Genomic DNA, 16,155 nt, shown 5'->3' with positions numbered 1-16,155 from the left:
GACTTATTCGATATCGTCGTTTGGAGAATCATCATCTTCTTGTGGTTCTTCATCAAAACCATCAAAAATCGTAGTCGTATATGACGTTTTTACTTCATTTTCAATTTTTGGAAAGTGAAGACTATAACCAATTATTGGAATTCCGTTATTTACATTCGGTGTTCCTCTTTCATCTAAAGCATAGATTAAAAGCAAGCCTTTTTTCTCAGAAGCTCTTTGCTCTTTTATTTCTTTATTCGTTGTAAACTCATTTACTGTCAAATCAACTTGTCTATCTTTCAAATCATCAATCTGATTTTTTGCAATCAAATAAAAGTCGCTTCCTCGAGTGATTTTTGGTTGGTTACGAACACTACACCCTAATGTCAGTGATTCATTATTGAAATGTAAATCATAAGTCATTACATCTTCTTTTTCCTGTCTTTCATTTAATGGTGTATTACCAATGTAATCGATAAACACTTTTTCATCAGTATTAGAAACTATACAGATATTCCACTCTTTAATGGTATTATCTTTATATTGAGCTTTAATATAATCGCTTAAGGTTGCATTTTTAATGCTCGGCTGTTCAATTTTGAAATAATCAATAAAATCACAAATTGGTTCAATATCAATTTTAGGATAATATAAATATCTAATTTTTCCTCGTGTCTCCTTCCTGTTTTGAGCTTCAGGAAACCCAATTACTGAAATTAAATTATTAAGTGCTTTAAAGTTATTTTCAATTGCAGACTTAGTCTTCAATAATTGGTAGGTCTGCGGATTCGTTCCGGAAAAAGAAATTTCAATTTTTTTCGAGAAATGTAGTTTTGCCAAACTTGTAATTGTCATTAAACCGTGATGATTTCTAACTTTTAATCTGAAATCTTTCGGACGTTGATGAGAAGCAGTCATTTCATCAAAATCGTTCCGCATTTCTTCAGTCGCCATTGTGATGTGGTTAAACCATTCAAAAATCTGTTCCGTAGTGTATAATCTGCACAAATCTACATAACCCGGTCGATAGCCAAACCAGCGTCCCATCTGCATCAGGGAATCATACATTTTTGTTGTTCGTAAATAATAACTTACGGAAAGACCTTCCAATGTAATTCCTCGTGACAGTCTGCTTCCTCCAACAGCGATTACAGACAAACCGTTTTCGTATCTATTATAATCAATTTCTTCAATGTTGTGATATTCTAAATTTGCTGTAGAACGAGTTCCGTGAACAGAACGAACATCAATTTTAGAAACTGCTTTTTTTAATTCCCCTTTTACTTCTTCCCAAGAATGCTGTCTAATTCTGATATCTTTGTAATCCAAATTTTCTAACACATTTTCAGTAGTTGGAACAAAATCTGATTCATATAATCCCTTTAGTTCCTGTAAAATCTTGGTATCATCACTTCTAATAGCATTGGCGTATTCTTTCGTCTTTTCGTTTACTAAGTAAGCCACCCTGTCAATCCATTTTACCAACAACGCAACGTGAACAAGCATTGAATTATGTTTATTTTCCTGTCCTCGTAATCTTCGTATTGCACAAGTAAGAATGAAAGACTTTATTGCTTTTTCTAAACTTTCAGGAAGATATTCTGGTAATTCCTCCTTATTATTTTTATTAATAGTCTTGAAAAATGGTGGATCATAGTCATCAATTGCTCTGAAAATGTCCAAAGGATCTTTTTCTTCTCCATTAGGATTTTCAAAACCAAATATTTTCGCAGCACCGATATAATTTGTAGGTGCTTTAATGTTGATAATAAAATCTCGTGGAAACAAATCTTCCCCGATTTTGTATTCTTTATTTTTTACAATTGTCGTCAGTTGTCCATTATGCTCTTGCGAAATAAACAAGTTTGCATAAGGTGTAGCAGTATATCCTAAGAATGTATTCTGATTGAATAAATTAAGTAAAGTTCTTATTAATCTATTGATGGTTTTGATGTCTTCAATACTTTTGCTTGCATTAACAGAAGCGGCATCAGCTTCGTCATCAATTACCAAAACAGGAACATCAAACAGCTTTGGAGTACCGTCAACAATCTTTGCATTAACATCTTTCGAAAACCAATCGATAAGGTTTTCGAGAATGCTTTTATTTTTTTTAATAACAAAAACAACCGGATTTTTTCCTATTGGAATATTTAATCTGTTCGCAACCGACTGACTAAAATCACCTTCATCCCCATTTTTGTAATAGGATGAAGTTAAAGAATAAATATCTGTATTTACTTTATATTTTCCAACGCCTATTATTTTATTTTCATTTTCTCTGATGAACGCAGAACTATTTCTACCAATATAACCAGAATCAATTCTTTCCTGGGTTTGTCTTCTTAATGAACTAATTGTTCCTGCAATTACAATAATTACTTTGTAGCCAGCGTCAGTAGCTTTATTAATCAAACCGACATAGTTAGAAGTCTTACCTGATTGAACGTGACCAACAACCATTCCTCTTCTGTCAAATGATTTTGTTTCTTTTGGATTTACACATTTATCAAGGATTTTATCTGTAAAATCGTCCAAATCGTTAACTGGAAAAGAAGGGTCATTCTTCTGCATATCCAATTTGTATCTATTCCATAATTCAAAGTCGATATTTACCTTTTCATCGTTAAGCCAAGGTGTAACATTCTCATCATAAAGTTCCGTGATTGCCCCACTTCCTATGCTAAAATCGGCACGTAGTAATTCAAACAATAATTCCTTGTCGACATTTTGAAACTCTATTGCAGACGAAATTTTATCGTTTATAATTTTTAAAATTGTATTATCATCAATTGTATCACGGGGAACTAAATTTAGATAGGCGTGACAAATAAGTTTTGCTGTTTGGTTTACATCGTTCATTTCAAATAGTTATTAATTAATGGAAATAAATTAAAAGGTGTTGAAGACATAATTTGTTGTTTTGCCAAAGATTCCGGAATACCTTGCTGAATGTAAATTTTATATAATTCAACAGCTAAATTCAGCAAATCATCACTTGGAGTTTCAGAATGTTTTTCTAATTCGTGAAAGCTTGGATCTTCGTTTTGGTTGTTTAGAATAAGCTCCACAGGAACATTTTCTTCGAGAAGCTGCAATGCCTTTGACATCAATTTATTTTTGTCAGCTAACAAAGAATTAATTATCGGGTGTTTTCTGTTGATCTTATATTTTTTGATTCCTTCACGAGTAATTTCATCTTTCCACAAAGGTTCAAAATTTGAATTTGAAATTTGAGAGATAGATTTTTGCCCCCGCCAATTATAGATCTTAGCAGATTTCATAATTGCTATTTTCGCAATCCTCGAAAGCTCCCGACGGATTTCTATTGGTGGTGCTGCTGTAGATTTTTTAATATCAAGATTCCAATTAAAATCATTTGAATTTGAAAAATTAACTGATATTCTGGCTAATTTGGCGTAGTCCCTTTTCTTTTCCAATCCTAACCAATCTCCTGAAACTAGCAATCTATCTCCACGGTAAACATAAAAGCCCTGTTGTTGAAGCCAACCAAGAGAACCTCCCGTTTTGTCGTAATCTTCTTTGCCAATTTCAGACATATGAGGCAAAACAAAATAGGTAACCTCTACATCTCCAAATTTTTCCGGCAATCCCATTTCTGGTTTTGGGTCAAGGTTTAGTAAAAAAGGATTATATGGTTCGATTTCTTCATTTTGAAAAAACATTCTTATTCTTCTACTTTCGATAAATTTATGAAAAACCAAACCGAGATGCTCACGTACATTTTCCATTTCCTGATAAAATGCATTTTTTACACTCTCGTTGTTGCTTTCAGCTTTACCAACTATTCTGTCTAATTTCTCCCATAAAACCAGCGTTCCACATTTTTGTTCATTTATTTCATTAAGGAAACTTGAATCAGAAATATAATCTAATAATTGCCACTCTTCTTCATCATTAATAAAATCAATATCCCAACATCTTTTTATTGTTGAAAAATTTACTCGTTTAGAAACACAAGTCAATCTTTTACATTGAGAAAACGAAGCAGTTTTCAATCCCATTCCAAAACGACCTAAATCTTTTTCAGACCGTTCATCATCGGGATCTTTGCTTCCTGGAGTCATTGCTAAAACCAATTCGTCCTTATTCATTCCATCTCCATTATCTCTAATAGAAATAAAAGAGTGTTGGCCTTCCCATTTATAATTTATAGAGATTTCATTGGCATTTGCAGAAATACTATTATCTATAATATCCGCAATCGCAGTCGATAGATTATACCCAAAGCTTCGGTAAGAATTAATCGTTGATTTGGGATTTGGTTTGGCTATTTCGGCTCTAAATTCGTGCATTTAATTATGAGTATCAGTCTTATTAGTTTTTTGTTTGTAAATTAATAACCAATTATTAATATACCTTGTAATGGAAGAGTCAATCTTCCTGATGCATATAATGTTTCAAAAAAAGTCATTACAGTTTGAAAATCTTGATTTTTTGCATAACTTTTTCTAACTGCTATTACCAAATAATCCACTTCATGCATCATACAAGCCTGAAATAGATCCTTTAAAAATTGATAATTCGTCACCGCTCTGCCTGCTTCAACTTCTACTACCGTCTTAAATTCTTCATTGTAAGCATCAGCATCAAAATATTTTTCAAGTCTACCGTTCATACCGAATAAAACCGGAACTTTGATTTTATCATTAGCCCTCTTAGATAATTCAACTTTATAATTCAATTTCAAAAGGCTTGAAGTTATCTTTTGCAAAACCTCATTACTATGTAAAAAATGTATTTCTGAAGATATTGATTTCTCATTGAAATTAAAAATATCCACAATGTCTTTTAAATGTGCAGGTATTTCTTTTCTTTTGGGATAATATTGCCAGTTTATCATCTCATCATTTCCTTTATTGTGGTTGCAATTCCCTGCGCCATTAGCACCGGTACAGCATTTCCTATTTGCTTAAATGCTGCAGTTCTACTTGACTCAAAGAAATAGTCATCGGGAAAAGATTGAATTCTTGCTGCCTCTCTTACCGTTATTGAACGGTTCTGAGTAATATCCGGGTGTATATAATAATGTCCATCTGCACATATATGTGCAACAACAGTATGAGAAACACCTTTATGATTCACAACCTGAAAACGGTTGGTAAATGTTTTAGTATTATTATGTTTGATTAGTCTTGGAGGAAGTTCAGCATAATTTAAACGCTTACCTTCATTGACCCATTTATCAACAGCAATTCTATATATTTCAAGATCATTTTCATTATTGAATCTGGAAATATGCTGTGTAGTAAATTCAATACCGTTTCTTATACCGGAAGCCTTTAAATAATCGTTAGTATCTTGAATATATGGAGAAACTCCCCACTCACCCTGACCGCTTTTAATTTTTGGAAGATCAGAAAAAAGATGTTTCGCCACTTCAAATCTCTGTTCAATCTTGTAAAACTTTGGATATTCTATTTCTAAATTATTTTTCCAACCTATAATGATTACTCTCTTTCTGTCTTGCAACACACCAAAATCCTGTGCATTCAATACTTTTTTATCAAGTTCATAACCTGCTTCTCTTACTGCATCAAAAATTAACTGAAGATAGTGACCATTGTTAGCAGAAAGTATTCCTGGAACGTTTTCGAAGACAAACATTTTAGGCTGGTACTTTTTCAAAAATTCAACATAGTGTTTGTAAAGATGATTTCTTGGATCATCTGTCATATCTTTTCTTACTCTTCCGGCTACAGAATATGCCTGGCAGGGCGGACCACCAATTACCAAATCAACTGTATCATTGCCCAACTCTTCATCAATCTGCTCAAATATCGTTGGTAAGGTTTTTTCTGAAATTTCTGTATTAATTACAGATTTTATAAGATGATCCGGAATTTTAGACCAAAGTTCTTTCCTTGTTATAGTTCCGTGTAGATAATCATGGTATTCACTTATTCGCCCCTCTTCTCTTAGCCAATGAAAAGCAGTTCGAGTTCGTAAAGTATCACAAGCGTCTTTATTCATTTCGACGTGTGCAACAGGTATAAATCCCGCTCTCACAAAACCTTCTGAGAGACCACCTGCACCTGCGAATAAATCTATAAATTTTAGTTCTGACATTTTATTAAACTTTAAACAATACCTATAATTGTTTAACTAATCATTTTTTTTACAATCTACAAAATTACGATGTTTTTGTAAAATAAAATACCGTAAAATTACCTATAATCCTAATTCAAATACATTTTTGTAAATTTACTTCTATTGTACCCATTGCAGATACGGGAACCCGTAAATTATATAATTATGAGTGACAGACACACACCTGAGCAGAGAAGATTTAATATGCAGCAGATAAAAGGAACAAACACCAAACCTGAAATACTGTTAAGGAAACTTCTTTTCTCTAAAGGTTTCAGATATAGGATAAATAATAAGAATTTACCGGGGAAACCTGATATTGTATTAAAAAAATACAACACGGTAATTTTTGTAAACGGCTGTTTTTGGCACGGTCACGAAAATTGCAGATATTATGTTATTCCGAAAACCAGAACCGAATTCTGGACTGATAAGATTAACGGTAACAAGAAAAGAGACAAAAAAAATATTGAATTACTAATTCAAATGGGATGGAAAGTTATAACAGTATGGGAATGTGAATTAAAAAAAGATAAAGTTGATCAAACAGTAGAACAATTGATACATGAACTCCACAATAATCTTTTAGCCTAACCATTGCAAATTCATTTTTTTGCCAGATATTAGCCTAAAATCGGGCATTCATGAGTATAAAATTTTATTTAAGGAAAAAAACCGGAGAAACAAAAATCAGTCTCAGATACCGTAGGGGCAGAAAAGATGATATTGTCCTTACAACTCCATTCTCAATCCTGGCGGAACATTGGGATTCAGAAAATGAGTGTTACCGAGAAAGTCTGCGGAAACGGAATCCCAAAAATGAAATTGATAAGTTACTTAACAAAAATATAGATTCCCTAAATCTAAAATTAAATGAATTTAAGGTTTCTCTGAACGGTTTTATTTTAAACAATAATTATCAGGTTGACAGTAATAAAATTAAAGATTTCATTGCTAAAAATTATGGTGGAACGCCGGTAAAAAAATCGGTAAAAAAGACAGCATCTTCATTACTTATTTCTGACCTTATTGAAAAATATATTGAAGAGAAAAGTGTGTTTTCTCTCGGAAAACACAAACCTATTACAGAAGCTTCAATTAGTAAATTCCGTGTAATTAAAGGTAAATTAGACAAGATCAATCCACGTCTAACAGTTGGAGATATTAACGATAATTTCAGAGACAAATTTACCAACTGGTGCGGAGTAAAGAAATATGCAGAAGTAACAATAGTAAAAGAACTGAAAATCATAAAGACTTTTATTAAGTTTGCAAAATCAAACAAACATAAAGTCAGTGATGATGTTGCCAATTGGTCATTTTATGTAAAACCAAAAATTTATAAACATCCTATACTGACACTTAGTGAACTCAAAAAAATAGAATCAGCTCCATTACCGTACGACTATCTGGAAAATGCCAGAGATTGGTTGCTAATCGGATGTTTTACCGGGCAGCGAGTTTCAGATCTTTTAAACTTCAACCATGAAAAAATTGTAAAGGAAGATTTTTTAACTTTCACTCAGAAGAAAACAAATGATGAAATTACTATATTTTTAATTCCGAAAGTAAAAGAAATACTTACAAAAAGAAACGGGCAATTTCCAAGAAAAATATCTGATCAGAAATTTAATGATTATATAAAAATTGTCTGTCAGTTAGCCGGTTTGGACGAAAAGTTGGTGGGAGGCAAAATGGTGGGAAACAGAAAAGTAGTAGATACTTACGAAAAATGGGAATTAATATCGTCACATATTTGCAGAAGATCTTTTGTTACAAATTTCCGGCATATTTTAGGTGATGAAGGAATAATGACAAATACCGGACATAAAACTCAGGCAATGGTCGAATTATATGATCAGAATACTAAACTTGAGAAGGCAATCAAACAAAAGGATTTAATACTGAAAAAACTCGAATTTTTAGAAGTATAAAAAAAGGATGTCGTGACAGTACGACATCCTTTTTTCTAAAAGTTTTCAACATCAGACCTTTTATAGTAAACTCTGTTTCCTTTATTATGAGTTACGAGCCGTCCGTCTTTAGTCCATCTGTTTAAAGTTGATTCACTGATATCAAGAAGTTCACATACTTCTTTTCGTGTCAGAAGTGTTTTTTTATTACGGTCTGTATCTTCTAACAACAGTTTTATTTCCTTAACAACAGTATCCCTCAATTCTTGCAGCAATTCCTGTTTCGTTATTTCTAAAATTAATATGTTTTTCATTTCTTTATTTTTTAATTAATTGTAATGGTTGCAGTTTAGATGTAAACTAAATTCGGCAATCGTTTAAGTATTGATTAATAAGGTCATCAACACTTTCAAAAGGATCTGAGTTTTTAACATCAAATCTGACCGGAATTCCAGTAATCTTTTCGGTTGCATCTTTAAGATACTTTATCATATCCTTCTGATGACTTTTTTTTACAATCACTGAATCATGTATTGTGACCACCGGTTCTTTGGGAAAGTGATCACAGAAATTCTTAACACCAACCTGTAACAAATGGTATGATTCAATTCTTTGAAGTAAAAGAGAAAATGGATTCTTGTATTTCAGCCGGAGTTGCGGATCTTCAAATTTTACCCGTAAAAAAAATTCAACAATTCTGTTGACATTTGGAAAATATCTTCTCATACATTTTGAGATAAAGTCTTTATTCCGATCACCTGAATTATTGAGAAATAACTGGAAACGTTCTTTGACCCGTTCCCGAGTCATGCTCAAACCCAAATAATCCGTGAGATGCTGGTAAAAATCCACATGAAAATTCATACTCTTAAACTCCCTAATATCAGTGACGTCTTCAATTTTTCCACACATATATGAAAGGGGTGGGGAACCACCATTATATAATAATCTTATATCAGAATATATATAATATTTAATATTATTATTTGTAGATATAAATGAATGATATATACTATCATTATAATTACTATTAACCTTATAATTAAAGATTTCCTGTATCTTACAATCATTATAAATATTGTTATAAAGTAATTCATCTTTAATTTTCATAAGATTAAATTTATGTGGAGTTAATAGATAAGGATGACCTAAAATATAATTAAAGTTATTGTTATCTATTTTCACCATTCTCTTTGTAGTAAACAATTCATTATATAGTTCAGCAAATATTGATTTTAAAGAAAAACTGTTATTAGAATCATAGAAATCAGAATTAAGTATCTGATTAAGAAAGTATGGTTGTGAACTTTTTAAATCAATTTCAACTGTTTCCTCACAATCTATCTCAATAAAATGTCTTAATTCTCTTTTTAAACGTGTAAAAACCGACGAAAATCTTTGACAGGACTCAGATTCAGTTACACCAAAAATACCGTCAGAAATCAACCCCAAATCATTTCTCCATACAATCTCAATAATCTTCCGTTTCTTTTCTACTTGATAAATATCAAATTCTTCACTATTGAGGAGGCGTATTCTATCATCAAATTTTTTGAAAAAGTGATCAAGAAAATCTAAGGCACTACCGTTAGTGGTGATCCTTTTAGTGAGTTTACGTCGTAAAAAATCTAATTTTGGAAAGATTTTGTTTCGGTTTTGATCTACATTTCTATAATATTTAGTAATAAGTTTACCATATGATTCATACAAGATGGAACCGCCTTTCATAAAATATTCATCAATCAGTTTGTAACCGTACGATTTTCCCTCATAATATTTTTGATCACATTCAATTACCGGAAATCTTTCATCCATAAGAATATCTTTTGCCACTTTGAATTTCTTACCGGTTAGATTATTGAATATCTTACTGTTTAATGTTTTAAAATATCCGGTCTTTTCATGCTTTTCAATTCTTAAAGGAAGTAAGAAATGTAACAGAAGGAGTATAGCATCTTTAATATTCGCAAGTTCTGTTGCTGAAATATCCTCACCTAAATATCTTTCATACTTAATTTCAAAATCTTCAAATATTTCATTAACAGGAACCGAGGAAGGAATTCTAATTTTTTTCATAATAAAAAGTATTATTAATAATGTTAATAGTAAAGGGTTATTTTTTTCAGATTATCCACAGCATCACCATTCCAAATTTTAGCAACAGAAGTTTCTGTTACCATTTTTTGGCAACATAATTTTTTACATCGAAACTTTTTTGATTACTGCACCGGAACGGTGACTTTGTGAATACCGATAGGCTACGCTGCCAAATCTACTGTACCTTCCTGATAATTATAATCTTCCTTCATCTGAGTGTAGGTACTGAGATCAAAATCAGACTCACCTTTTTCAAGCATCATTTTAATATTGGGGATATTCTTTCCCAAAAGTTCTGTAATAATTACTTTCCTGTTTAGAGACAGTAATGTCCTGCCTGTTGTGCCAGTTCCCCCAAATGGGTCATAGACTGTTCCGTTCTCGGGTACGAATGACATGACGAATGGAATAGGTAAAAGAGTAGGAAATGAACCAAAAAAGTCCTGTGAAAGATTTTCATCCTGTGATCGTCCTGAACCATGGTTTAGCACAAGATAATCAGTAAAATCCTCTTCAAACATAAAATCCCTACATTGGTCAAAAGTATTTGAAATATGAAGTCCTGAAACTTTTTTCCCATTTCCTGACTGTTCCGAACATCCCTTGGAAACACTAGCAGCTTTATCAGAATTGTACAGCTTAAACTGATTATAGTTATACTTTTTACTCTTACTGAAAATGAGAATGTATTCGAATGAATTCATCAGCCTCTTCACTTTATTCTGCTGTGGTTTTGCATCAGGTTTTACCCACATACATGTCTGAATATAATGAAAGTCTTTTTTCATTTCAGTTATCAACAAAGGTATTATCCCAACACAAACACCTTTTTGGAAAGTTTCATTAATATTGATCATTATCACACCTTTTTCATCCATTACATCTGCTCCTCTTTTGATCACCGAAATCACATTCTTAACGTATTCTTCCGGAGTTTTTTCCCAACCTAATTCATTGTTGTATTCAGGATCATTTGGTTTTGAGTATCTGATCTGTTGATAGTATGGTGGAGAAGTAAATATACCCTGAATTTTTGTACCATCTTTAAATTCAACTTTCCGGCTGTCACAGTGAATAATCTGATAATTGTCGGAAGAGATTTCATCAGGAGTGTTAATTGGAGTAAATCTTTCTGTCGTTTTATGGAAATATGCCTCAATTAATTTTTTTACATCTTTTTTAAATCTGATGTTTCCTTTAATGAATTCTTCTACAATACCACTTTCGAGTTCGTTTTCTAAAGTGTATGGTAAAAACTCATCATTAAAAAATTCAATTGCATCTTTAGCTTTTCCAACCGTTAATTCGCCGTCAAAGATTTTTTTAATAAGGTTAAGATGAGACGTTGGATTTAATTTTTCCCACTTATAAACATTAAGAAAATGAAAGATATTACTTCTTCCCCAACCAGGACCGAGAATCTCCGCGAGTTTTTGTACTTTTTGGTTCATTGTACTGTTGTCAAGTTCACTATATTGACTGCCCATACGTAAAAAATGAAAGATCATATTCTGAATCTGATTCAAACTGAAATCTGCATTCATTTTAAATTCAATAATCAGATCTTTTACCTCATCTGAGGATTGAGGATCTAATTCTGTCACGAAACAGTTTATGTCGTTTACTCCTAAACCTTGAAGAGCTCTCAGTCTTGAAACACCATCCAAAATGACATACTTGTCATCACATTTGAAAGTGGTAATTGGTGTATAAAAACCATTTTTTTGAATCTGTTCACTCAATTGATCAATAAATTCTGATTCGGAAATTTCACCAAACAGCTGAAGATACTCCTCGGGAATTTCCAGTAAATGTGTTGGAATGATTTCAATTTTTCTTGTTTGTGATAACACAGCCTTTGCAGAATCTTTTAAATTTTTCATTTTTAAAATTTTTAGTTATTTGTCATTATTGACATTGCAAAGTTGTGGATACCGTGATTTTTCCGGAAAAGAAAAAACGTTGCAATAGTTATTTTGCAACGTTGCACGATTTGATTATCAACAACTTAAATAAATCATAAAATAAATTTTTCATCTATGAATATATTGTCTCGTTCTATATTTACCTTATAAACTTTGAGATCATTTTCGTTTAAATTGTGAATCATATATAATTCCGACATTTTCAAACCTAAGGCTTCTTTAATTTTTCTGTTTATCTTACTTTTTTCTTCCCTAAACCTTTTATTTTCTACTAACAGTTTGACTGCACCATTAATTTCTTTCATTTTACTCTCCTGTACCATGGATCTATTAACATTTCTTTCTTTTTCCAAAACGCTTTCAGAAACTGTGACCTGATTTTCCGGATGTTTTAATCTGTAATACAATCTGGACAAAACATCTCTATGTACATCTAAGTTTTGTGTTGGAATTCCTTCAGGAGTTATCAGGAAGAGAAAATAAATTGATTTATTCTGTTCGCCCATCTCAACAGTAACATCTCCAATTTTGAGAACACCATTACTGTCAACTTTTACATGATCTATTTCTACTTCTGTGAGCCAGCTGAAATTGTCAACCATTTGTTTTCTCAGGTATTCCATGAGATGGATCAAATGCAATATAACCGGTACAGCTATTTTTTCTTTTTTTATACGATTTTTACAGGACTCACATATATAGCAGTCACGGAGTTTAAACATTATATCCTCCTTCATTTGGCAGAGATCATTAATACATCCTGTTGTTTGTCTGTGAATATTTGGCTCAGTACTTAGAGAATTTATATTTAAATTCATCATTGTTTGGAGGAGATTTTCAACAACAGAAAAGGCAACCCCGTATTTTGATTCTTTCTTAGTATAAAAATCCCAGTCATTTGTGTCTACAAAAATATTTTTGCCATGAAATGCACTGAACCAATTCGGTCTGTTTCTTTTTGGGGTTAAGAGCGTAACGTAATCAGCACTGTCAATTTTATTTAAAATTCTGTAATTATTAATGAGACTCCAAAAACCTTCGAAGGTCAGCGGTGAATCAGACATATAATCCGGTGAAATAATTTGTAAAATATTCTCGTCAATTGATCCACCGTTAACAAAATTTATTGCACCTGGAACAGAATTTAATAAAAACAAAACCTCATTAAATTCACTTTCAGAATAATCAAACGTAGAAGAAACAAGTACTTTCATTAAAAAATTTTAGCAAAAGAAAAAAGATTTTTTTATTCAGGCAAATTTCTGACCTGATAATAGAGTTTACTTTTAAACTGAAGTAAGGAGATATATTCCCGACCGGCTACTGTAGAAGTTATAGAAATTATTTTGCACAAAACGGATTTTTATCTAAAAAAAGGTCAAAAAACTGTACTTTTTAGTACATTAAAAGACCTTTTTTGTCGTAAATTCTATTTTGAAACCTGATAACAATTATCCGTTAAAATATTAACAAACAACTGTTTATCAGTTACATAAACATTACACCAACAACAAGAAAAAGATAATTTACCGAAAAAATTACCGTTACTATCGTGAAATTAATATAATTTTTTGTCGTAAACTTTAAAATGTATTATAATACTATAAATTACTGTTCAAGTTTCTCAGCAATTTTCTTCACCTTCTGAACAGTCCTTGTTGAGATGTCACAGATTTTCGCACACTCTCTTATTGTCCTACCCTTTTTTAATAATTCCAAACATTTTTTACTTGTAGGTTTATCCATGAACTGCGCATCAGAAATTGTGGATCCTTTTTTACGTCCCAGAACACCACCACGGGCAAGATATGCGGTAATCCCTTGTGCCGACCTTTCCATGATATTCTGTCTTTCCAATTCATAGATACTTGCAAGAATTCCTGTTAATAGTTTTGCAATAGGATTTTTTACTCCCTGTGGCATGGTTTCCAGTCCGATATTTTTGATAACTACGTTGATTTCTTGTTTTTCTAGCCATTCGAGCGTGGTAATAATATCTATAGTATTTCTTCCAAGACGGCTTAAATCAAGAAAATGAACTTCAGAAACTTTTTTTTGTTCAATCAGTTTAATAAGTTCTTTCGCCTTGGGTCTATCCTTGAAATTTACCTTTCCGGATATTTTGTCAAAAAATTCTTTATCGTAATCATTTTTATCAATTTCGATTCTTCCCGCTGTTTGATGGTGAGTACTTACTCGGTGATATCTTACAATCATAATTTTGTATTCAAATAATTATAAGGGCATAATTACCGCAAAATACCTGTTCTGCCCAATTACCCCACCAGATATTAGCTATCAGTGTGCATACATTTTTACTATGGTATATTTGAATACAAATTTTGCTGTGATAAAATATAATAACAAAGCAAAACAATTTTCTATAATCCTACAGTTAGATGGCCGGCCCGGGCTGGAAATCCCCCATCCCTGCCGGTATATAATGACCTTGAAAATAATAGAGGGATGATATTGAACAAAAAATTTTTATAAAAATTTCATTTGAATATTGAACAACTCTCAAACATCTAATTCATAAAAAAAATTTTACCATTTTTTTCTTAAAATTATGACACTATAAATTATTTAAAAATATTGCTCGTTTGAAAAGTATAAAATTTTCAATTTAGAAAAAGACTAACTATATTTGCTGTAATTAGGATTATAACAATCCAATTTTAAAGACATTTCGAACACATAGAATGCTTGTCTAACGACATTCCTCAGGTAAATCTGGTACATTTAATTAGGGGGAATATGTTAGCAACTCTCATGTCATATCTATATGGCGTGGGGGTCTGCTACTTATTTGACCCTAACGGTTTACCAGAACCTACCTGATAGAATAAGTTTAGTAGTCCTCACGCTTTCTTTATAATTAACAACTCTTTTTTGGGGCTGAAAAGAAATAAAAACTTTTAACAATGAAAAAAGTTTGTCTATCAATCTTAACTATCCTATCACTAACATCATGTTCAAATGGTGATTCCGAAACAACAGAAGAAAACAAAAATCAATCACAGCAATTCATCGGCAAATGGCACCGATACAAAACTGTTATCTTAAATGGAAAAACTGATGTACCTTTAAATTCTTACAATCATGCAAAATGTGAAATAGAGGCTATACATGAGTTTACCACCAATAACAAATACCTTTTAACCAACTATGTCTTAAATTTTTCGACAAACCAATGCCAGCAAATTGGAGGTGTTGAAACATACCCATATTCTTACAGTTCTTCAACCAACATCTTAAATATTGATGGCGAGAAATATTATATCAAGCATAGTGATTCAAATGAACTTATTCTTCAAGATTATGACTATTATGACCAAAATGGTGACGGAACGAAAGATAAAAAGTTAGACTATTATAAAAAATAGAAAAACATACCATGAAGTTAATTGATTATCTTGAAAATTTTGACTTTGAGTCACTGATTTCCACAACATTTTTGTTACCGTTTTTCTCTATTATCATAATAATAAAAATATTATCCGTAGTATTTTATTCGTTTGTAGCGAAACATGATGAAAAAGAGATTACTGAAGTTACGGTATTTTCTAATTGGTTTGCCTATTTCATATTTTCATTCTCAATTTTGATTGTATACGATTATTTTGACAGAAAAGAAAAGTTGAATTTCCGGTTTACGAATACAATAGTGACTGATGATCAGAACCGAAAATCTTCTGTAACTGATAGCAGTGAAAATAATGAAACATTGGAAGAAGTCAATGGTGATAATAAAGATTCATCAAAATTTTCACGGAACGATATTGTAATGTCACAGGACATAGAAGATGTCGAAGAATATCAATATATCCCGTCTGAAAATGAACTTTTAAGTTTAGAAAAAGATCAACATTATCTTTCAGTATTTAAGCAATTATGTTCAGAAGCAAAAAAACCTGAAAATTTAGAAGAAATTCCATCATCACAAATTTGTGGTAATGAAGAAGGCAATTGCAAGTGGTGTGGAAATTCTTTTGTTCAAAATAAATATTTGAAACCCTCATATCAAGCAGTGGCTGACGAAATTGGTATTAGATTTATGTTTATAGGGGATGGTTGGAACTCTCCAAATATATATAAGTATGTAAAAGATTATGAAAAAGGTATAAAAG

The 16,155-nt window shown here is 31.6% G+C and carries 13 protein-coding genes; 4 read left to right on the top strand and 9 right to left on the bottom strand.

What is annotated here, in order from left to right; all coding sequences use genetic code 11:
• Positions 1-3: 3 nt before the first annotated feature.
• Genes SOP96_RS18405 through SOP96_RS18390 form a run of 4 tightly spaced genes read right to left on the bottom strand, consistent with a single transcriptional unit; the run spans position 4 to position 6,069 of the window.
• Positions 4-2,841, bottom strand: a complete 2,838-nt coding sequence (locus SOP96_RS18405) for a Z1 domain-containing protein (RefSeq protein ID WP_326322355.1) — start codon at positions 2,839-2,841, stop codon at positions 4-6.
• The gene (locus SOP96_RS18400; protein ID WP_326322354.1) at positions 2,838-4,295 is read right to left on the bottom strand and encodes an ATP-binding protein; all 1,458 of its coding nucleotides are present in this window, start codon (positions 4,293-4,295) and stop codon (positions 2,838-2,840) included. Before SOP96_RS18400 ends, SOP96_RS18405 begins: the two co-directional genes overlap by 4 nt.
• 41 nt (positions 4,296-4,336) lie before the next feature.
• Positions 4,337-4,843: a hypothetical protein gene (locus SOP96_RS18395; RefSeq protein WP_326322353.1), complete on the bottom strand. Its 507-nt coding sequence runs from the start codon at positions 4,841-4,843 to the stop codon at positions 4,337-4,339.
• The gene (locus tag SOP96_RS18390) at positions 4,840-6,069 is read right to left on the bottom strand and encodes a DNA cytosine methyltransferase (RefSeq protein WP_326322352.1); all 1,230 of its coding nucleotides are present in this window, start codon (positions 6,067-6,069) and stop codon (positions 4,840-4,842) included. Before SOP96_RS18390 ends, SOP96_RS18395 begins: the two co-directional genes overlap by 4 nt.
• 144 nt (positions 6,070-6,213) lie before the next feature.
• On the opposite strand from SOP96_RS18390, the gene SOP96_RS18385 reads away from it, so the two are divergent.
• Positions 6,214-6,684 (top strand): very short patch repair endonuclease, encoded by a 471-nt coding sequence (locus SOP96_RS18385; RefSeq protein ID WP_326322351.1) that lies wholly within the window; start codon positions 6,214-6,216, stop codon positions 6,682-6,684.
• Between the two features lie 50 nt (positions 6,685-6,734).
• Positions 6,735-8,024, top strand: coding sequence for a phage integrase SAM-like domain-containing protein (locus SOP96_RS18380; protein ID WP_326322350.1), 1,290 nt, complete (start codon positions 6,735-6,737; stop codon positions 8,022-8,024).
• Positions 8,025-8,059: 35 nt separating this feature from the next.
• Here SOP96_RS18380 and SOP96_RS18375 read toward each other — a convergent pair whose 3' ends face one another.
• The 5 genes from SOP96_RS18375 to SOP96_RS18355 form a co-directional block, all read right to left on the bottom strand.
• Positions 8,060-8,317: a helix-turn-helix domain-containing protein gene (locus SOP96_RS18375; RefSeq protein ID WP_326322349.1), complete on the bottom strand. Its 258-nt coding sequence runs from the start codon at positions 8,315-8,317 to the stop codon at positions 8,060-8,062.
• A gap of 46 nt (positions 8,318-8,363) precedes the next feature.
• Positions 8,364-10,079: a hypothetical protein gene (locus SOP96_RS18370; protein WP_326322348.1), complete on the bottom strand. Its 1,716-nt coding sequence runs from the start codon at positions 10,077-10,079 to the stop codon at positions 8,364-8,366.
• A gap of 182 nt (positions 10,080-10,261) precedes the next feature.
• Entirely contained in the window at positions 10,262-11,983 is a 1,722-nt protein-coding gene (locus tag SOP96_RS18365; RefSeq protein ID WP_326322347.1) for a DNA methyltransferase, read from the bottom strand.
• Between the two features lie 134 nt (positions 11,984-12,117).
• The gene (locus SOP96_RS18360) at positions 12,118-13,239 is read right to left on the bottom strand and encodes a hypothetical protein (protein WP_326322346.1); all 1,122 of its coding nucleotides are present in this window, start codon (positions 13,237-13,239) and stop codon (positions 12,118-12,120) included.
• A 394-nt stretch (positions 13,240-13,633) separates the two neighbouring features.
• A complete protein-coding gene (locus SOP96_RS18355; RefSeq protein ID WP_326322345.1) occupies positions 13,634-14,242 on the bottom strand; it encodes a recombinase family protein in 609 nt (202 codons plus the stop codon).
• 707 nt (positions 14,243-14,949) lie between these two features.
• On the opposite strand from SOP96_RS18355, the gene SOP96_RS18350 reads away from it, so the two are divergent.
• Complete coding sequence (locus tag SOP96_RS18350) at positions 14,950-15,411, top strand: hypothetical protein (protein WP_326322344.1); 462 nt, start codon at positions 14,950-14,952, stop codon at positions 15,409-15,411.
• Between the two features lie 11 nt (positions 15,412-15,422).
• A partial coding sequence (locus tag SOP96_RS18345; RefSeq protein WP_326322343.1) for a hypothetical protein occupies positions 15,423-16,155 on the top strand: 733 nt, incomplete at its 3' end.

The sequence above is a fragment of the Chryseobacterium salviniae genome, assembly GCF_035819015.1.
GTDB classification, from domain to species: domain Bacteria; phylum Bacteroidota; class Bacteroidia; order Flavobacteriales; family Weeksellaceae; genus Chryseobacterium; species Chryseobacterium salviniae.
This window is presented reverse-complemented; position numbering and strand designations above follow the sequence as displayed.